Source organism: Neisseria sp. 23W00296, from assembly GCF_044772855.1.
In the GTDB taxonomy this organism is placed as follows: Bacteria; Pseudomonadota; Gammaproteobacteria; order Burkholderiales; family Neisseriaceae; genus Neisseria.
Genome location: NZ_CP173024.1, coordinates 1,427,068 through 1,446,088, shown reverse-complemented (window position 1 = coordinate 1,446,088; position 19,021 = coordinate 1,427,068). Strand labels below are relative to the sequence as shown.

Sequence of the window (19,021 nt, the reverse complement as noted above, 5' to 3'; positions counted from 1 at the left end):
ACGCCCTACGGTTTATCGGGCTTTTTTGGCATCCAGCAGGGCGTGCAGTTCCCTTTCGGAATATTGGTAATGCGGGCGTTTGGTCGGGTATAGGCCGACTGATTCCAATTGGTCTGCACAATCCAAAATCGGCTGCATATTGCCGTCTTTCAAATCGGCAATAAGCAAACGCTTCAAATTAGGCAGCTGCGGCAGGAAGTTGAGATTTGCCACGCGGTCGAGCAGCAGCCGGCTGATGGAAGCGGATTTCAGGTTGATGTTGATGAGTTGGGAGCATTTTTCAATCCAAACCAGGTCTAGGTTCGGGCAGTTGGCCAGCGCGTCGATGTTTTGCAGGGTGCGCGAGTATTTCAGCTCGATTTGTTTCAGGGCGGGCATGTCGGTGATGCCGTCCAGGGTGAGGGTTTTGCATTGGATCATGGTTAATTCTTCCAACCTGTTGAGTTGCCCGATTTCGCTGAAATCTTGGTCGGGGTAAAACCAGATTTTCATTTTTTCCAGCGTTTTGCAGCCGCCCAGGTTCACCATAAATTTGCCCAGCCGCCGTCTATGTATTTCAGGTGTTTCAGGCGCGACAAATCCAGCTTTTCTTTGGTTTTGATTTCGTTTTTTTCCATCGGTTCAAAGTGCAAAGTATGCAGATTGAGCGTGTATAGGGCATCAAGGTTGCGGACGGTAAAGCCGTTTTCCAAATAGAGGCTGCTGATTTCGGGATAGTCGGTAAGCGGGGACAAATCCATCTGCATCCAGCTTTTTTTTGGTGTCGTTCGGATATTGCTCGCGCATCATCTGTTTGTATTCATAATGTTGGAGGCGGCCGAAGCCGATGCCTATTTCGTATTCGTTCAAATCTATGTTTTTCAATAAAGCGGGCAGGTCGTCTATTTCCTCAAAGTGGACGAGGACATATTTGTATTCATGGTTGATTTTGCTGTATTTCTGCATGGTCTTCCTTGGTTGCTTGGGGCACAGGCCGAGTATCAATGTCCGATCTGTCCTGCTGTGTTTTCGGACGGCCTTTTGCTTTAACTGCGTTGAAGCTGCGCTTTCAGGTAGCCTTGAGGCCGTCTGAAAGCGTACTGCAATGCAGTAAACAAACTTTTCAGACGGCCTCAAAGGCGTTTTATTGCCTGCCGTCCAACAGCCGCAGCAGGTATTGGCCGTATTCGTTTTTGGCCATGGGGCGGGCAAGTTCTGCGAGCCGGCCGGCATTCAGCCAGCCCTGCCGCCAGGCGATTTCTTCGAGGCAGGCCACTTGCAGGTTTTGCAGGTTTTGCACGGTCTGCACGAAGGCGGCGGCTTCGTGCAGGCTCTCGTGGGTGCCGGTGTCGAGCCAGGCGAAGCCGCGTCCGAGCAGCTGCACGGAAAGGCTGCCGTCTTCGAGATACATTTGGTTGACGGCGGTGATTTCGAGTTCGCCGCGTGCGGAGGGTTTGACCTGTTTGGCGAAGTCGATCACGCGGTTGTCGTAGAAATAAAGGCCGGTTACCGCCCAGTCGGATTTGGGTTCGCTCGGTTTTTCTTCGATGGAAAGGGCTTTGAAGTTTTGGTCGAATTCGACGACGCCGAAGCGTTCGGGATCGCGCACTTGGTAGGCGAAGACGGTGGCGCCGTGGCTTTTGGCGGCGGCTTGGCACAGGGTTTGGGTGAAGGACTGGCCGTAGAAGATGTTGTCGCCGAGCACAAGGCAGACGCTGTCGCTGCCGATAAATTCTTCGCCGATGATAAAGGCTTGGGCGAGGCCGTCGGGGCTGGGCTGTTCGGCGTATGCGATATGGATGCCGAAGCGGCTGCCGTCGCCGAGCAGGCGGCGGAAGGCGGGGTTGTCTTCGGGGGTGGTGATGACGAGGATGTCGCGGATGCCGGCGAGCATGAGCACGGACAGGGGGTAGTAGATCATGGGTTTGTCGTACACGGGCAGCAGCTGTTTGGAAACGCCGCGGGTGATGGGGTAAAGACGGGTGCCGGAGCCGCCGGCAAGGATGATGCCTTTCATGGGATTTCTCCTGTGGGGTGGGTTTTCAGGCGGTCTGTGGAGGCCGTCTGAAAAGGGTGTTTGGAAACGGATACGGAGAGGTTGCATTTTGCTGAGGCCGTCTGAAAGGGTTTTCAGACGGCCTCAGGAGTTCGGGCGGCAAAATTATACCAAACCGTTTTATGCCGATTCATATTATTCGGTTTGATTGTGGGCTGCGATCGGGTTTCAACACGCATCGCGTTTGGCGGCGGCTTTGATTTCTAGGAGTTGGCGCACGAAGGCGGCGAGTTGGGCGGGGAAGTCGGCATCGTTCAGGCTGCCGATTAGGGCGAAGGTGTCGGGTTTGCCGCCGTCGTCTGCGGTGAGGGTTTCGTCTTGGTAGTATTGGAAAAACAGGGCTTTGCCGCCGCGGATTTTGCCGCGATGCAAAACAAGGATTTCACCGTTTTCGTCTTGGGCGAATGCGCCGGATAGGGCGCGGTTGACGCCCTCGGCTGGGAAGTTGATTTCGGCGGCGAGGGCGGCTTTTTTGCCGGCGGCGGGCGCGCCGATGCCGAAGCCGTTCCAGCATTTTTTGCCGTCTTGCGTTTGCGCGTACCACAAATCCAGCTCGGGCGAGTAGGCGGCTTCGGTGTCAAAACCGCCGTTGACGGCGGCGATGGTGCAGGGGATTTTTTGGCTGAGGGCGGCTTGCAGGGCTTGGGTAAAACGCGCTTGGGCGGTGGCGAGTTGGGCGGGGTCGGTGATAATGGCGGGCATGGGGTGTCCTTTGCTTGTGGTGGATGGAAAGGCAGCCTGAAAGTGGAGGTTCAGGCTGCTTTTTGGGCTTTCAGACGGCATTTGAGGCCGTCTGAAAGGGTTGGTTTTCAGGCTGCTTTGTAGGGTGTGTGCCGTAGGCACGCACGCGGTTAGAGGGTTCAGTGTTCCGTATCGTTTTTTAGCTTCGCAACTTCGCTTTGTTGCGCAGGCTGTTTTGTTTGGCGGATTGAACGGCGGGCTGAAAAAGCCGGCATACACGGAGTGTTTGGCGACCGCGTGCGTGGCAGAGCCACACACCCTACGCTTGCTATTCCCCAGACCCCGCACTTTCGCCGGCGCAGCAGGCGAGCGAGCGGAAAATACTGACCGAGCTAGGTTTCGAACCGCAGTACCGCGATTCCTATGCCTACCGCCTGTGCATGAGCGACTCTACCATCGGGGACCGAGTCCGGCTGTACCGGCAGCCTGAAAAACGGATTTCGGGAACGCGGCTGCCTCATACCGTTTCCGTCCGCATCAAAGATGTGATTTTAAACAGCAGAAGTGCCAGAGCGGCGCAGGTGTTGATGCTGCCGTTTGCGGTGGGGGCGGATATTATTACCTTCCCCGCACAGTTAATTATTTTGCCGATGGCGCTGGCAGGGCAGCCGAAAGGCTGAGGGTTTCAGGCAGCCTGCAAATCTTCGCCTTCCGGAAATTGGCGGTACAGCACTAGGTAGTTTTTTATTATGGCATTCACTCTCCAAAACTCATTACCGCCGTTTCTTTCGTTCCGCCCCAATCCAATAGCAGCCATCCATCCCGCACATAACGGTGAAACGACGAAAACGGCCAATCGCGGACATTGCCGCATAATCCATGTTTGACGGGATTGAAATGGATATAGTCTGTGCAACGCTGCAAATCGATTTCGTCGCGCACGGTGTGTTCGTAAAAACTCCGTTGCCAAATACCGCGTTCGTGCCGCCGCTGTTTGCTGGCGGACAGGTTTTCGGTACGAGGGAAATGTGCGGAGAATTTGGTTTTAATCAGCCGCCAGCGCAGGGAATAATCCGCATCATCGGGCGGTAGCGTCCAAATGGCGTGAATATGGTTCGGCAGCACGCATACGGCGACGGTTTCAAAGGGATATTGTTTTTGCACATCAATATAAGCCGCACGCAATAAGTCATATGTTCGACAAGCAGGCGCGATTTTGGGTCGGCGAGTTTGACGGTGAAAAAGAATGTGCCGCTGGCAATGAAGTTTCTGCGATAACGCGCCATAGGATTTTTGTTTGTGGTTTGGGTGTTGGAGAAGGAATGGTTTGTTGTTTAAGGTTTTAAAACTTTGTTGAAGCTGACGCTTTCAGACGACATTGGAGGCCGTCTGAAAGCGCTAGCTTCAACGAAGTTAAAAGTTGAAACGGTAAACCGTCAATCAAGCAACCGCGTGCGTGCGTACCGCACACACCCTACGTATTGGCTTTGAAGTTTCGTGTGATTCACAGGTAGGGTGTGTGGCGCAGCCACGCACGCGGTTGCTTGAGTATGCAGGCTACGGCTTGCTTGTGGGTTGGGTTTACAGGCTACGGTCTGCTAAGGAGTTATATTAAATTTAATGCCTTCCATAATCCTTTGTGTAAAACAACTGTATAAGTAGAATTAAAGTGTGAATTTTTATTTCTAAATTTAAATTCATATCTATTAGATGTTCCATTGCTCCACTTATTTCCGATTGCCCCACAATCGTATAAAACATTCATCAACTTTTTCAGATTATCTTCAGTTAATTTGGAAACTTCACTTATTTCTTTTAATTTACTATAGGGAAATTCTCTTTGTTTAATTTTGCTTATTATTTCATAGAACCTTTCATAATCATGAATATCGATGTAACCAACAATTTCATCACGTATCTCAGGTTCAAAATAGTCTATTGAATATCTTTTTAGTCCTTGCATGATAAGGTTTTCTGTGAATTTTCCATTTGTCTCAATTTCTTTTAAGCAGTTCATCATGCTAATAAAGTCTCGAGGTGTATGTCTTGTCATCTCTAGTAAATATTGCAGAGATGGCTTTCCTTTAATAGTATCAGGGAAAAAATTCTTAAAAATATCAATTTCTTTATTAAAAGATAATTTTGCTCTTAAGTTTACTAGTTTTACTAAGTTAGACCCTTCAGCATAATCAGTATCTTGATACCAGTTTAATTCAAATCCAAAGTCTTTTCTTAATTTATTTTTATTTGGGTTTGGTAGTTTTTCATATAGTTCAGTTCGACAAAGGATAACAATATGAATTTTTTTTTTGTTAGAAAAAAATAATAAATTAAGCCTCTCAGCTTCAAAAATTAGTGCTGATAGAGCTTGATATTGTACTTCTCTAGAAGTTAGAATATCATCTAAACCATCAATTATTAGAATTAGACCACCCTCAGTAGAATAATTGATAACTAATTCTTTTAAAAAAGAAACTAAATCCGTAAAAATTGTTTCATATGAGTTGCCTTGAGTTGAGCCAGCGGTAGAATACTCTAAAATTTTAGGGATTTGAATTTTAAATTCTTTTTTACTAGATTTTACCGCAACACTTTTTAAATCTGATGATGAAAGAAGTCCAAACTCATCAAGTTTATCAATAGCTTTATTGTACTCAATATTTACTGCATCTCTTGCCCCATGATCATGTCTTAGTTCATCAATTATTGCCAATAGAAGCAGCCAAGACCAAGATGTTGGGTATTTGGCTTCTGGTTCAGCTTGACCTGAAAAAATCTTTCCAAAAGATTTAAAAGGGAATTCTTGCAATCTGATGACAGAAACTCGTTTTTCTTTTGCTTCTAAACGTAGTTTTTCTGCAATGGCTGATTTGCCACATCCTTTATGACCTAATACAAGGAAATTGTTACCAGATTCAATTTCTTGGTATATGTTTTTATAATCTAAATAGGCTTTTTTTAGCAATTCTGGATAACGAGATCCCTCTGTTTCTCCTGATGCTTTGCCAAATTCGATATCCTTAAATTCCATTTATGTTTCCTTATCAATATTGAAATTATAAAACCACTTTCAAATACTTCCCAGTATAACTCCCCTTAACCTTTGCCACCTGTTCAGGGCTACCTGAAGCAATAATTATACCACCACCATCGCCGCCTTCCGGCCCTAAGTCCACAATCCAATCCGCGGTTTTAATCACATCCAGATTATGCTCGATAATCACAATCGAGTTGCCTTTGCCTTTCAGACGGCCTATGACTTCCAGCAGCAGGGCGATGTCGGCGAAGTGCAGGCCGGTGGTGGGTTCGTCGAGGATGTAGAGTGTTCTGCCGGTGTCGCGTTTGGATAGCTCTAGGGCGAGTTTGACGCGTTGGGCTTCGCCGCCGGAGAGGGTGGTGGCGGACTGGCCGAGGCGGATGTAACCTAAGCCTACGTCCATCAGGGTTTGCAGTTTGCGCGATACGGTGGGGACGGCGTCGAAAAATTCGCGGGCTTCTTCGACGGTCATGTCGAGGACTTGGCTGATGTTTTTGCCTTTGTATTGGATTTCGAGGGTTTCGCGGTTGTAGCGTTTGCCATGGCAGACTTCGCAGGGGACGTACACATCGGGCAGGAAATGCATTTCGACTTTAATCACGCCGTCGCCTTGGCAGGCTTCGCAGCGGCCGCCTTTGACGTTGAAGGAGAAACGCCCGACGTTGTAGCCGCGTTCGCGCGAGAGGGGGACACCGGCGAAGAGTTCGCGGATGGGGGTGAACAGGCCGGTGTAGGTGGCGGGGTTGGAGCGCGGGGTACGGCCGATGGGGGATTGGTCGACGTTGATGACTTTGTCGAGATGTTCGAGGCCGCGGATGTCGTCGTATGGGGCGGGTTCTTCTTGGGCGCGGTTGAGTTCGCGGGCGGTGATTTTGGCGAGGGTGTCGTTAATCAGGGTGGACTTGCCGCTGCCGGATACGCCGGTGATGCAGGTAATCAAACCGAGCGGCAGTTCGAGGGTAACGTTTTTGAGGTTGTTGCCGCGTGCGCCTTTGAGGACGAGCATTCGGTCGGGATTGACGGGCGTGCGTTCAGACGGCACGGCAATGGATTTTTTGCCACTGAGGTATTGTCCGGTAATGGATTTTTCGCATTTGGCGACGTTTTCGGGCGTATCGGCAATCAATACGTTACCGCCGTGTTCGCCTGCGCCCGGGCCCATATCGACGACGAAATCGGCTTCGCGGATGGCGTCTTCGTCGTGTTCGACCACAATCACGCTGTTGCCCAAATCGCGCAGGCGTTTGAGGGTGGCGAGCAGGCGGTCGTTGTCGCGCTGGTGCAGGCCGATGGAAGGTTCGTCCAAAACGTACATCACGCCGGTCAGGCCGCTGCCGATTTGGCTGGCGAGGCGGATGCGCTGGGCTTCACCGCCGGAAAGGGTTTCGGCGGAGCGGCTCAAGTTCAGGTAATCCAGCCCGACGTTAATCAGGAAGCCGAGCCGCTCGGTGATTTCTTTGAGGATTTTTTCGGCGATTTGTTTTTTGTTGCCGTCTAAATCCAGCGTTTCAAAGAATTGGTGGGTTTTGGTCAGCGGCCAGGCGGAAACTTCGTGCAAGGGTTCACCGCTGACGTAAACGTAGCGCGCTTCTTTGCGCAAACGTGCGCCGCCGCAGCTCGGGCAGGCGCGGTGGTTTTGGTATTCACGCAGTTTTTCGCGCACGGTTTCGCTGTCGGTTTCGCGATAGCGGCGTTCGAGATTGGGAATGATGCCTTCGAAGGCGTGGCTGCGGTTAAAGGTGGTGCCGCGTTCGGACAGGTAAGTAAAATCAATGACTTCCTTGCCTGAGCCGTGCAACACGACTTTTTTCACTTTTTCAGGTAGCGTTTCCCAAGCAGCCTGCACATCGAAACCATAATGCCGCGCCAGCGACTGAATCATTTGGAAATAGAACTGATTGCGCTTGTCCCAGCCGTCAATCGCCCCCGAAGCTAACGACAATTCGGGATGGGCGACCACTTTTTCGGGGTCGAAGAAATTGGTGTTGCCCAAGCCGTCGCAAGTGGGGCAGGAACCCATCGGGTTGTTGAACGAAAAGAGGCGCGGCTCCAATTCGGGCAGGCTGTACGAACACACGGGGCAGGCGAAACGTGCGGAAAACCAATGTTCTTCGCCGCTGTCCATCTCCATCGCCAGCGCGCGCTCGTTGCCGTGGCGCAGCGCGGTTTCAAAACTTTCCGCCAGCCGCTGCTTGATGTCCGCCTTCACTTTCACGCGGTCGATGACCACGTCGATATTGTGTTTGATGTTTTTTTCCAGCTTCGGCACTTCGTCAAGCTGATAGACCTCGCCGTCCACGCGTACCCGCGCAAAACCCTGCGCCTGCAAGTCGGCAAAGAAATCGACAAACTCGCCCTTACGCTCGCGCACCGCCGGCGCCAGAATCATCACGCGCGTGTCTTCCGGCAGCTTCAACACGGCATCGACCATCTGCGACACGGTTTGGCTCGACAGCGGCAGATTGTGTTCGGGGCAATACGGCGTGCCGACGCGGGCGTACAAAAGGCGCAGGTAATCATGGATTTCCGTAACCGTGCCGACGGTGGAACGCGGGTTGTGGCTGGTGGATTTCTGCTCGATGGAAATCGCGGGAGATAAGCCTTCGATCAAATCGACGTCGGGTTTGTCCATCATCTGCAAAAACTGCCGCGCATAGGCGGACAGGCTCTCGACATAACGCCGCTGCCCTTCGGCATACAGCGTGTCAAACGCCAGCGACGACTTGCCGCTGCCCGACAGCCCCGTGACCACCACCAGCTTGTGGCGCGGAATGTCCAAATCGACGTTTTTCAAATTATGCGTGCGCGCGCCGCGGATGCGGATAGTGTCGTTGTCGTGATGGTTTTTGCACATGGTGAGGCCGTCTGAAAAGTGAAAAGAAACCGCGCATTCTAGCACTTTTTGTCTGCGCGTCCTGGTTTGGCAAACGGAAAAAGGCCGTCTGAAAGCGCGTTCCAACAAAGCGGAAACACGCTTTCAGACGGCCTTTGTTCAGACGGCCTTTTGTTCCTTCGGCGGCTTATTCCGTCGAAGGCGTGCGCACATAATGCACGAAAGCATAGCGCAGGCCGTCGGCAGAGACGTGTTCCGTGCGTTCCGCCTCATGCCACAGCGCGGGATCGATGTTTGGGAAAAACGCGTCGCCCGCCGCTTCCAGCGCGATTTCGGTGATACGCAAATCGGTAGCCTGCGCCATCGCCTGCGCGTAAATCTCGCCGCCGCCCATCACGATGGTTTCTTCTTCACCGGCACACAAAGCGAACGCGGCGGCAAGGGAAGCGGCGGTTTCCGCGCCCTCTGCGGCAAAGTCCGCCTGACGCGTGACAACGATATTGCGCCGCCCGGGCAGCGGTTTTTTCGGCAGCGACTGCCAGGTTTTGCGCCCCATCACAACGGGCTTGCCCAGCGTGCGGGCTTTGAAAAAGGCGAAGTCTTCCGGCAGGTGCCAGGGCATTTTGTTGTCCGCACCGATCACGCCGTTGGCGGCGCGGGCGGCAATCAGGGTGATTTTCGGCATGGCGTTTGTTCCGTGTGTTTCAGACGGCCGCCATTATATCGCCCGCCGCTGCGGGGCGCGCCGTTTTCAGACGGCCTTTCGGGTATAATCCACCCGTTTCGGCAGTAATCATCTGTTTGCTGCCGCTATAATTTTTTAAAGGCGGCGCCCGAGGCCGTCTGAAAATAGGAACGGACAACCATGAAGCAGAAAATTATCGATCAGGCGCGGCTGAACGGCGCGCAGGTTACTGCGCTGCGCGAGCAGGTGCTCGACATCGTGTTGGAACAGGAAGGCGTTATCAAAGCCTATCAGGTGCTCTCGGCCATGCAGAAGGCCAGCAGCAGCCCCGTCGCCCCGCCCACGGCCTACCGCGCCCTCGATTTCTGGGTGGAGCAGGGCGTTTTGCACAAAATCGCGGCAGTAAACGGCTATGTGCTGTGCAGCCACGCCCGCCACAACTGCCGCGAGCACGGCCATGAAGAACAAAACGGCCACAGCCACAGTGCCTTTATCCTGGTCTGCACCGAGTGCGGAGCGGTGGACGAACAAACGCTCAGCCGCCAGTGGGCGGATTTGCAGCGTGCTTTGGGCGAAAGCGGTTTCGAGCTGACCGAAGAACATTTGGTATTGACGGGAGTGTGCGCAAAATGTCATTGAAAAAAACCAAAATCCATCTGATTTCCGGCTTTCTCGGCACGGGCAAAACCACCGCCCTCAAAAGCCTGATGGCGCAAAAAAATCCCGACGAAAAATGGGTGATACTGGTTAACGAGTTCGGCGAAATCGGCATCGACGGCGCGGTTTTGAGCGACGAAGGCATCCCCGTGGCCGAAATCGCCGGAGGCTGCCTGTGCTGCGCCGCCGGCCCGCAGATGGGCAGCGCGCTGGCCAAACTGCTGCGCAACGAGCCCGACCGCGTGATGATCGAAGCCAGCGGCCTCGCCCATGCCGCCAGCGTGATCGATGAACTCAAAGCCGCTCCGTTTGCGCCGCAAATCGACATCGCCGCCGTGTTTACCGTTGTCGACCCGCGCCAGTTCGTCAACCCCGATTACGCCAACCAGGCTCTCTATAAAGACCAGGTCAGCGTGTGCGACATCCTGATTGCCAGCAAAACCGACCTCTGCACCGCAGAAGAGCTGGCCGTCTTCCGCGACAAAGCGGGCAAACTCTTCCCGCCCAAGGCCAAAGTGGCCGAAGTGCAGAACGCGCAGCTCGACATCGCCTGGCTCGACATCCCCGTAATCGAAAAACCGCGCTACCGTCTGAAAAGCGAATCGCTGCCCGACAACACCATGGGCTTCCAGTCGCAAGGCTACACCTTCCCCGCAGGCTGCGATTTCGACGGCGAACGGCTCACCGCCTTCTTCGACGAGCTGCCCAAACTCACCGAAGGGCTGGTGCGCGCCAAAGGCGTGTTCCAAGTGCTCGGCACATGGGTGTGGCTCAACTGGGTGGACGGAAAATGGGGTGCCAACCAAGTCGCCTGGCGGCGCGACAGCCGCTTCGAGCTGATTGCCAAATCTTTCGACGCCGATCTGATTGAAAAACGGCTGAACGACGCTTTGGAGAAATAAACACGGTAAAGGCCGTCTGAAAAGGCCGTCTGAAAACAGAAAAACCGAATCCTTCGGCTTTCAGACGGCCTCAAAGCAGATGCCGAAAGGAGAAAAGCATGGACGAACAACAGAACGGTACGCCCGAAGAGTGCGCCGCCAAAGCCGAGATGATGCGGGCGCAGACGGCGCTCACCGAGGCGGAAACCCGTTTGATCGAGGCGCAAACCCGACTGGAAAAAGTCCGCGCCGACAGCAGAGCCATGATTGCCGCCACCGTCGGCGTGCTGCTGGCGATACTGTTCGGCTTGGTTTTTGTTTTGTTGATGGCACGCGGCTGATGCCGTATGCCGCCGAGCGTAAAAAACCGCTTTCAGACGGCCTCAACGCCGTTTGCAGGCATTCTTTTAGTCAGGCCGTCTGAAACCCCGAATCCGTTTTCAGACGGCCTTCCAACCTTTCCCCGTTTCATATAAGGAGCCCCCATGTCCCAACAATACGTCTATTCCATGCTGCGCGTGAGCAAGGTTGTGCCGCCGCAGAAAACCATCATCAAAGACATTTCCCTGTCATTTTTCCCCGGCGCGAAAATCGGTTTGCTCGGCTTGAACGGCGCGGGCAAGTCCACCGTGTTGCGCATTATGGCGGGCGTGGACACCGAATTTGAAGGCGAAGCCGTGCCGATGGGCGGTATCAAAATCGGCTATCTGCCGCAAGAGCCCGAGCTTGACCCAGAAAAAACCGTGCGCGAAGAAGTGGAAAGCGGCTTGGGCGAAGTGGCCGCCGCGCAGAAGCGTTTGGAAGAAGTGTATGCCGAATACGCCAATCCCGATGCCGATTTTGACGCGCTGGCCGAAGAACAAGGCCGTTTGGAAGCCATCATCGCGGCGGGCAGCAGCACCGGCGGCGGCGCGGAACACGAATTGGAAATCGCCGCCGACGCGCTGCGCCTGCCCGATTGGGATGCCAAAATCGGCGTGCTTTCGGGCGGTGAAAAACGCCGCGTCGCCCTGTGCAAACTCCTGCTTTCCAAGCCCGATATGCTGCTGTTGGACGAGCCGACCAACCACTTGGACGCAGAATCCGTCGAATGGCTGGAACAATTTCTCGTGCGCTTCCCCGGCACCGTCGTCGCCGTAACACACGACCGCTATTTCCTCGACAACGCCGCCGAATGGATTTTGGAACTCGACCGCGGCCACGGCATTCCGTGGAAAGGCAATTACTCTTCGTGGCTGGAGCAAAAAGAAAAACGCTTGGAAAACGAAGCCAAATCCGAAGCCGCCCGCGTCAAAGCCATGAAGCAGGAATTGGAATGGGTGCGCCAAAACGCCAAAGGCCGCCAGGCCAAATCCAAAGCCCGCTTGGCGCGTTTTGAAGAAATGTCCAACTACGAATACCAAAAACGCAACGAAACGCAGGAAATCTTCATCCCCGTCGCCGAGCGTTTGGGCAACGAAGTGATTGAATTTGTGAACGTATCCAAATCCTTCGGCGACCGCGTTTTAATCGACGATTTGAGTTTCAAAATCCCAGCAGGCGCGATTGTCGGCGTGATTGGTGCGAATGGCGCGGGCAAATCTACTTTATTCAAACTGATTGCGGGCAAAGAGCAGCCCGACAGCGGCGAAGTCAAGATTGGACAAACCGTCAAAATGTCGCTCATCGACCAAAGCCGCGACGGCCTGCAAAACGACAAAACCGTGTTCGACAACATCGCCGAAGGCCGCGATATCTTGCAGGTCGGCCAGTTTGAAATCCCTGCGCGGCAGTATTTGGGACGCTTCAACTTTAAAGGCAGCGACCAAAGTAAAATCGCCGGTAACCTGTCGGGCGGCGAGAGAGGCCGTCTGCACTTGGCAAAAACCTTATTGAGCGGCGGTAACGTCTTGCTGCTGGACGAACCGTCCAACGACCTGGACGTAGAAACCCTGCGCGCGCTGGAAGACGCACTCTTGGAATTTGCCGGCAGCGTGATGGTGATTTCGCACGACCGCTGGTTCCTCGACCGCATTGCCACGCACATTCTCGCCTGCGAGGGCGACTCCAAATGGGTGTTCTTCGACGGCAACTATCAGGAATACGAAGCCGATAAAAAACGCCGTTTGGGCGAAGAGGGAGCGAAACCGAAACGGATTCGCTACAAGCCTGTAACGCGGTGATAGGGTAGGGAAAGGCCGTCTGAAAGTTTTAACGTCGTCGAAACTTCGTTTTCAGACGGCCTTTTGCCGATAAAATTCCCGCCGCCCTTGTCTTCGGCAACAATTGCCGCTAGAATGCCGCGCTTTGCTGCCCAAGCGGCATGCAGGGTCTGTAGCTCAGGGGTTAGAGCAGGGGACTCATAATCCCTTGGTCGTGGGTTCGATCCCCACCGGACCCACCAACTCAAAAAAGCCAAAGCCAAGTTTGCCGACTTGGCTTTTGTTTTGCCCCGTATTTAGTATTGAGGCCGTCTGAAAACTGCCGATCCCGCCGCCAATCAAACTCTCCGCTGCGCTTCAAGCGCGGGCAGTTGGCAGAACCGCATTTCGCCGATGTCCTGTCAAAGTCGCCGCAGCGGCGCAAACCCCACCCTAACGGGGACACGGCAATCCGCTAAGTTTCAGACGGCCTCAAGCCGCGCAAACCCGTTTCCCGACTTTTTTCCAAACAATTCCGAAACCATGCTTCTTGCCACGCCGCCTTTTGCCCCTTCCGTCGTCCGCGCCCTCAATGCGCTGGGCATGCTGACGCGCGGGGATTTGCGGCGGACGGGAGCGGCGCAGGCTTTTTTGCTGCTTAAAGCGGCGGGCTGCACGGTAACGCGCAGTGTGTTGTGGCAGCTGGCGGCGGAATGCGCGGGCACGGACGCGCGCGCGTTGACGGAGGCGGACAAGGCCGCGCTGTGGGAGGAGGTGAAACGCCGCCCGCCCGCCGCCCTGCCGCCCGATGCCGCAGAGGCCGAAGGCTTTATGCGGCAGGCGTTGCGGCAGGCGCAAACGGCGGCGGCGTTGGGGGAAGTGCCGGTGGGGGCGGTGGTGGTGCGCGGCGGCGAGGTGCTGGCGGCGGCACACAACCGCTGTCTGGCCGACTGCGATGTCAGCGCGCACGCGGAAATCCGTGCGCTCTCGGCGGCGGGGCGGCGGCTCGGCAGTATGCGGCTGGACGGCTGCGATGTGTATGTGACGCTCGAGCCGTGCGCGATGTGCGCTTCCGCCCTGTTGCAGGCGCGGGTGGCGAGGGTGGTGTTCGGCGCGGCCGAGCCCAAAAGCGGCGCGGCGGGCAGTGTGTGCGATTTGTTTGCCGATGGCCGTCTGAACAGCCATACGGCGGTGTTCGGCGGCATTCTGGCCGACGAGAGCCGCGCCCTGCTGCGGGCTTTTTTCCGCGAACGGCGGCAGAAGGGCGGCGTTTGACGGTACAATCCGCCCGTTTAAAAAGGCCGTCTGAAAGGAATCATATGAAAACCGTTTTGCTGTTGCTGGCCGCATCTGCCGTTTTGTCCGCCTGCGCCGCGCCGTGGCAGGGTGTGGCGGGCGGCTCCCCGTCGTGTTCCGAGCCTTTGGGCGGAATTGAGGGTAACAAATACCGCGCGGGCGGCAGCGCTTACTGCGCGCAGCAGTTTGCCCGCGATGCCCGCCGCCCTTCTGATCTTTCCCGTCATTAATCCGTTAAAAAGAAAGGTATCCCGCCATGAAACCCGCAACCGCTCTCGCCCTGATTCTCGCCGCCGCCGTGCTGTCGGCCTGTGCCAAAAAAAACGGCAAAACCACCGACGCGCCGCCGCCCGCCGTCGGTATGGCCAATCCCGCTTCCGTGTTCTGCGTCGAACGCGGCGGCAAACTCGAGCCGCGCAAGGACGCAGAGGGCAACGAATACGCCATGTGCCACCTGCCCGACGGCAGTGTGGTGGAAGAGTGGGAATATTTCCGCAAACACAGCAAGCGTTAAGTTTCCATATCAAACCCAAAAGGCCGTCTGAAAGCCCGGTTGTGTGCTTTCAGACGGCCTTTCGCTGCCTCGGTATAATGCAGGCCGTCTGAAAAACAAAAAATCTCCGCCACGCCATGCAAGACCATTTCGACATTCCGCTGTTTCTCAAAAACCTGCCGCTGCTACCCGGCGTGTACCGCTTTTTCGACCGCTCGGGCAACGTGCTGTATGTCGGCAAAGCCGTCAACCTGAAGCGGCGCGTGTCGGGCTATTTCCAGAAAAACGACCACTCGCCGCGCATCGCGCTGATGGTAAAACAGGTGCACCACATCGAAACCACCGTTACCCGCTCCGAAGCCGAAGCCCTGATTCTCGAAAACAACTTCATCAAAGCCCTGTCGCCCAAATACAATATCCTCTTCCGCGACGACAAAAGCTACCCCTATCTCATGCTCAGCGGCCACGCCTTTCCGCAGATGGCCTACTATCGCGGCACGCTCAAAAAGCCCAACCAATATTTCGGTCCCTATCCCAACAGCAACGCCGTGCGGGACAGCATTCAGGTTCTGCAAAAAGTGTTCATGCTGCGCACCTGCGAAGACAGCGTGTTCGAACACCGCGACCGCCCCTGCCTGCTCTACCAAATCAAACGCTGCACCGCGCCCTGCGTCGGACACATCAGCGAAGAAGACTACCGCGACAGCGTGCGCCAAGCCGCCACTTTCCTCAACGGCAAAACCGACGAACTGACCCGCACCTTACAACACAAAATGCAGACCGCCGCCGCCAACCTGCAATTTGAAGAAGCCGCCCGCTACCGCGACCAAATCCAAGCACTCGGCGTCATGCAGAGCAACCAGTTCATCGACAGCAAAAACCCCAACAACCCCAACGACATCGACCTGCTCGCGCTCGCCGTTTCAGACGGCCTTGTCTGCGTACACTGGGTCAGCATACGCGGCGGGCGGCACGTCGGCGACAAAAGCTTCTTCCCCGACACCAAAAACGACCCCGAACCAAACGGGCAAGACTACGCCGAAGCCTTCGTCGCCCAACACTATCTGGGCAAAAGCAAACCCGACATCATCATCAGCAACTTCCTCGTCCCCGACGCATTGAAAGAAGCCTTAGAGGGCGAACACGGCAAACAAATGCAGTTCGTAACCAAAACCATAGGCGAACGCAAAGTCTGGCTGAAAATGGCGGAACAAAACGCACAAATGGCGATTGCCCAACGCCGCCTGCAACAAACCGGCCAGCAGCAGCGCATCAGCGAGCTGGCCAAAATCCTCAACATGGATTCAGACGGCCTAAACCGCCTCGAATGCTTCGACATCAGCCACACCCAAGGCGAAGCCACCATCGCATCGTGCGTCGTGTACGACGAGCACAACATCCAGCCCTCGCAATACCGCCGCTACAACATCACCACCGCCAAACCCGGCGACGACTACGCCGCCATGCGCGAAGTCCTCACCCGTCGCTACGGCAAAATGCAGGAAGCCGAAGCCAACGGCGAGGCCGTCAAATGGCCCGATGTCGTATTGATTGACGGCGGCAAAGGACAAATCAGCATCGCCGTATCCGTATGGGAAGAACTCGGTCTGCACATTCCCTTGGTCGGCATCGCCAAAGGCCCGGAACGCAAAGCCGGCATGGAAGAACTCATTCTCCCGTTCACCGGCGAAACCTTCCGCCTGCCGCCCAATAGCCCCGCCCTGCACCTCCTGCAAACCGTGCGCGACGAATCGCACCGCTTCGCCATCACCGGCCACCGAAAAAAACGCGACAAAGCCCGTGTTACCTCCTCCTTAAGCGACATCCCCGGCGTAGGCAGCAAACGCCGCCAAGCCCTGCTCACCCGCTTCGGCGGCCTGCGCGGCGTCGTTGCCGCCAGCAAAGAAGATTTGGAACAAGTCGAAGGCATCAGCAAAGCACTGGCCGAAAAGATTTATGAGCACCTGCATTGAGGCCGTCTGAAAAAAACCGTAGGTCGGATACTTGTATCCGACACCCTGGCCAACAGACAGCCTACGGAGGTTTCAGACGGCCTTTGCATTTATTCAGAGGCAGCTTGGACTGAAAACCCAACATTTTCACTGCGTCGTTTCGGCTTCAGACGGCCTCTGCCGTTTGGCAAACAGCTGTCGGATTCGGTAATTCGACCTGCGAAATTGAGAAATCCTATGGTGAATGATGAAATGTTAAAAACGGCCGAAGAGCTGATAGACAATCTCGAAGTCGACCGTGCTTTGCCGCTGGTTCAATCGCTGATCCGTTCGGGTGTGGCAGAAGCCTACGGCATGCTGGCCTATATCTATGATTACAAGCGGCGAAATTTCGGCAGCCCCGACAAGCAGACCGTAGAAGAAGCCTATGGAAAATATTACGAAGCATTGGAAAACGATTTCCGTCGCGGCAATCTGCCCTCTGGCATGAAGCTGGCCGGCGCATTGAGATTCCATACGGCCAACCATATTGCCCAAGACGATAAAAAAGCCCTGCTTATCTATCAAAAGTGTGCGTCGGCAGGATGGGACGAAGCCGTTATCACGCTGGCGGAAATCTATAAAACAGGCGATTTAGGCACCGAAGCCGATTTGGGCAAATGCACCGCTTTGTTGGCATCTGCTGCCGAAAAGGGCAATGCCCAAGCCATGCACGAACTGGGTATTCTGCTGCTGCAAGACCATCGCGATCAGGCGCTGGATTGGATAAACAAAGCGGCGCAAAAAGGATATTGGCAGGCGGTGGAATATATCCGATCGGTGCATCAAGCCTTGTAGGCCGGATATCCGTATCCGACACTTTGCCGCAACGGGCGGCCTCGGCAGTTTCAGACGGCCTCAGAGGCCGTCTGAAAAACTGAAAATCCCGCTACGCACCAAACTGCCTTCCTGCGCCCAAGCGCAGGGGGCAGAGTTGGTGGGGGCAGTTCGCAGAACTGCATTTGCGCCGATGTCCTGCAAAAGTTACCGCAGCGGCGTAAGCCCTCACGCTAGCTCTCTCCCCGCAGGGCAGGAGAAGGAACTCTTCTGTCCGATAGGTTTCAGACGGCCTTAGAGGCCGTCTGAAAGTGTGTCGGGCAAACAGAAAGCAGAAAGGCCGTCTGAAAACCCCAAGCGGGCGTTCAGACGGCCTTTTGTCTGCGGCAGAGGGCGGCTGGATCAGGCTTTGTCTGCCTCTTCGAAACCTTCGACTTCCAGGCCGAAGCCGTTGAGGCTGTTCATCGACGAGGGTTTGCCCATGACGCGCATTTTTTTTACGCCGAGGGCGGCGAGGATTTGCGCGCCGATGCCGTAGGTTTTCCTATCCCATTTTTTGATTTGGCGGTCGGTTTTCAGCAGGGTGCGTTCGAGCAGGGCGGCGCCGTCTTCGGTACGGTGCAGGAGGATGGCGACACCGCTGTCAGCCTGTTGCAGGCGCTCGAGTGCGGCGGGCAGCGGCCAGGAGTGGCCGGGGTCGGTGTGCAGGAAGTCCATGGCGCCGAAGGGTTCGTGCACGCGCACGAGGGTTTCGCGTTCGGGGGAGATTTCGCCTTTGACGAGGGCGAGGTGGGTTTCACCGGTGAGTTTGTCGACGTAAACGTGCTGGCGGAACGCGCCCCAGGGGGTGTGTATTTCGTTGTCGCCCATGTCTTCGAGCAGGCTTTCGGTGCGGCTGCGGTATTCGATGAGGTCGGCGATGGTGCCGATTTTGATGTTGTGTTCGGCGGCGAATGTTTTCAACTCGGGCATGCGCGCCATGGTGCCGTCGTCGTTGAGGATTTCGCAGATGACGCCGGCAGGGATGAGGCCGCACATTTGCGCGAGGTCGACGGCGGCTTCGGTGTGGCCGGCGCGCACGAGCACGCCGCCTTTTTGCGCGCGCAGGGGGAAGATGTGGCCGGGCTGGACGATGTCGGGGGGCGCTACTTCTGGGGATACGGCGGTGCGGATGGTGTGGGCGCGGTCGGCGGCGGAGATGCCGGTGGAGATGCCTTCGGCCGCTTCGATGGAAACGGTGAAGTTGGTGCCGTATTGCGCGCCGTTTTTCTGCGTCATTTGCGGCAGGTTGAGGCGGTCGACGAGGCGGTCGGCCATGGGCAGGCAGACGAGGCCGCGTGCGTGTTTGATCATGAAGTTGACGGCTTCGGGGGTGACGAATTGGGCGGCCATGACGAGGTCGCCTTCGTTTTCGCGGTCTTCGGCGTCGGTGATGATGACCATTTTGCCGGCCTGGATGTCGGCGAGGATTTCGGGAATGGGGGAAACGGCGGTCATGGCGTTCTTTCTTGTGTGGGTGCAAAAGCGGCGGATTG

At 55.3% G+C, this 19,021-nt stretch carries 19 protein-coding genes and 1 tRNA gene; 11 read left to right on the top strand and 9 right to left on the bottom strand.

Features of this window, described 5'->3' with window-relative positions; genetic code table 11:
• Positions 1-12 precede the first annotated feature (12 nt).
• The 4 genes from ACG2K1_RS07150 to ACG2K1_RS07135 all read right to left on the bottom strand — a co-directional run bounded on the left by ACG2K1_RS07150 (position 13) and on the right by ACG2K1_RS07135 (position 2,737).
• Positions 13-528, bottom strand: coding sequence for a hypothetical protein (locus tag ACG2K1_RS07150; RefSeq protein WP_395428606.1), 516 nt, complete (start codon positions 526-528; stop codon positions 13-15).
• The gene (locus tag ACG2K1_RS07145; RefSeq protein WP_395428605.1) at positions 522-746 is read right to left on the bottom strand and encodes a hypothetical protein; all 225 of its coding nucleotides are present in this window, start codon (positions 744-746) and stop codon (positions 522-524) included. The genes ACG2K1_RS07150 and ACG2K1_RS07145 overlap by 7 nt, the downstream gene beginning before the upstream one ends.
• 377 nt (positions 747-1,123) lie before the next feature.
• Positions 1,124-1,996, bottom strand: coding sequence for a glucose-1-phosphate thymidylyltransferase RfbA (rfbA, locus tag ACG2K1_RS07140; RefSeq protein WP_395428604.1), 873 nt, complete (start codon positions 1,994-1,996; stop codon positions 1,124-1,126).
• A 207-nt stretch (positions 1,997-2,203) separates the two neighbouring features.
• Complete coding sequence (locus ACG2K1_RS07135) at positions 2,204-2,737, bottom strand: restriction endonuclease (RefSeq protein ID WP_395428603.1); 534 nt, start codon at positions 2,735-2,737, stop codon at positions 2,204-2,206.
• 419 nt (positions 2,738-3,156) lie between these two features.
• Between ACG2K1_RS07135 and ACG2K1_RS07130 the strand changes: the two genes are divergently transcribed.
• Entirely contained in the window at positions 3,157-3,396 is a 240-nt protein-coding gene (locus tag ACG2K1_RS07130; protein ID WP_395428602.1) for a hypothetical protein, read from the top strand.
• Positions 3,397-3,472: 76 nt separating this feature from the next.
• Here the strand turns inward: ACG2K1_RS07130 and ACG2K1_RS07125 are convergent, their stop codons facing one another.
• From ACG2K1_RS07125 to ACG2K1_RS07110, 4 genes are all read right to left on the bottom strand, one after another.
• Positions 3,473-3,931 (bottom strand): REP-associated tyrosine transposase, encoded by a 459-nt coding sequence (locus ACG2K1_RS07125; protein ID WP_395428674.1) that lies wholly within the window; start codon positions 3,929-3,931, stop codon positions 3,473-3,475.
• A gap of 391 nt (positions 3,932-4,322) precedes the next feature.
• Positions 4,323-5,747 (bottom strand): P-loop ATPase, Sll1717 family, encoded by a 1,425-nt coding sequence (locus tag ACG2K1_RS07120; RefSeq protein WP_395428601.1) that lies wholly within the window; start codon positions 5,745-5,747, stop codon positions 4,323-4,325.
• Between the two features lie 25 nt (positions 5,748-5,772).
• The gene (gene uvrA, locus ACG2K1_RS07115; protein WP_395428600.1) at positions 5,773-8,607 is read right to left on the bottom strand and encodes an excinuclease ABC subunit UvrA; all 2,835 of its coding nucleotides are present in this window, start codon (positions 8,605-8,607) and stop codon (positions 5,773-5,775) included.
• A 166-nt stretch (positions 8,608-8,773) separates the two neighbouring features.
• Positions 8,774-9,271 carry a dihydrofolate reductase gene (locus tag ACG2K1_RS07110; protein ID WP_395428599.1) on the bottom strand — a complete coding sequence of 166 codons (498 nt, stop codon included), beginning with the start codon at positions 9,269-9,271 and terminating at the stop codon, positions 8,774-8,776.
• 180 nt (positions 9,272-9,451) lie between these two features.
• Between ACG2K1_RS07110 and ACG2K1_RS07105 the strand changes: the two genes are divergently transcribed.
• The 10 genes from ACG2K1_RS07105 to ACG2K1_RS07060 all read left to right on the top strand — a co-directional run bounded on the left by ACG2K1_RS07105 (position 9,452) and on the right by ACG2K1_RS07060 (position 17,507).
• Positions 9,452-9,910: a Fur family transcriptional regulator gene (locus tag ACG2K1_RS07105; RefSeq protein ID WP_009425266.1), complete on the top strand. Its 459-nt coding sequence runs from the start codon at positions 9,452-9,454 to the stop codon at positions 9,908-9,910.
• Complete coding sequence (locus ACG2K1_RS07100; protein WP_395428598.1) at positions 9,901-10,830, top strand: CobW family GTP-binding protein; 930 nt, start codon at positions 9,901-9,903, stop codon at positions 10,828-10,830. Before ACG2K1_RS07105 ends, ACG2K1_RS07100 begins: the two co-directional genes overlap by 10 nt.
• Before the next feature lie 98 nt (positions 10,831-10,928).
• The gene (locus tag ACG2K1_RS07095) at positions 10,929-11,150 is read left to right on the top strand and encodes a hypothetical protein (RefSeq protein WP_009425264.1); all 222 of its coding nucleotides are present in this window, start codon (positions 10,929-10,931) and stop codon (positions 11,148-11,150) included.
• A gap of 144 nt (positions 11,151-11,294) precedes the next feature.
• A complete protein-coding gene (gene ettA, locus ACG2K1_RS07090) occupies positions 11,295-12,971 on the top strand; it encodes an energy-dependent translational throttle protein EttA (RefSeq protein ID WP_395428597.1) in 1,677 nt (558 codons plus the stop codon).
• A gap of 145 nt (positions 12,972-13,116) precedes the next feature.
• Positions 13,117-13,192 (top strand) — tRNA-Ile (locus ACG2K1_RS07085).
• A gap of 280 nt (positions 13,193-13,472) precedes the next feature.
• Positions 13,473-14,204, top strand: coding sequence for a deaminase (locus ACG2K1_RS07080; RefSeq protein WP_395428596.1), 732 nt, complete (start codon positions 13,473-13,475; stop codon positions 14,202-14,204).
• 44 nt (positions 14,205-14,248) lie between these two features.
• Positions 14,249-14,455: a hypothetical protein gene (locus tag ACG2K1_RS07075; protein ID WP_395428595.1), complete on the top strand. Its 207-nt coding sequence runs from the start codon at positions 14,249-14,251 to the stop codon at positions 14,453-14,455.
• Between the two features lie 26 nt (positions 14,456-14,481).
• Entirely contained in the window at positions 14,482-14,739 is a 258-nt protein-coding gene (locus ACG2K1_RS07070; RefSeq protein WP_009425259.1) for a DUF333 domain-containing protein, read from the top strand.
• A 116-nt stretch (positions 14,740-14,855) separates the two neighbouring features.
• A complete protein-coding gene (gene uvrC, locus ACG2K1_RS07065) occupies positions 14,856-16,691 on the top strand; it encodes an excinuclease ABC subunit UvrC (protein WP_395428594.1) in 1,836 nt (611 codons plus the stop codon).
• A 231-nt stretch (positions 16,692-16,922) separates the two neighbouring features.
• Positions 16,923-17,507 (top strand): tetratricopeptide repeat protein, encoded by a 585-nt coding sequence (locus ACG2K1_RS07060; protein WP_395428593.1) that lies wholly within the window; start codon positions 16,923-16,925, stop codon positions 17,505-17,507.
• A gap of 381 nt (positions 17,508-17,888) precedes the next feature.
• Here ACG2K1_RS07060 and ribBA read toward each other — a convergent pair whose 3' ends face one another.
• Positions 17,889-18,983: a bifunctional 3,4-dihydroxy-2-butanone-4-phosphate synthase/GTP cyclohydrolase II gene (gene ribBA, locus ACG2K1_RS07055; protein ID WP_395428592.1), complete on the bottom strand. Its 1,095-nt coding sequence runs from the start codon at positions 18,981-18,983 to the stop codon at positions 17,889-17,891.
• Positions 18,984-19,021 lie beyond the last annotated feature (38 nt).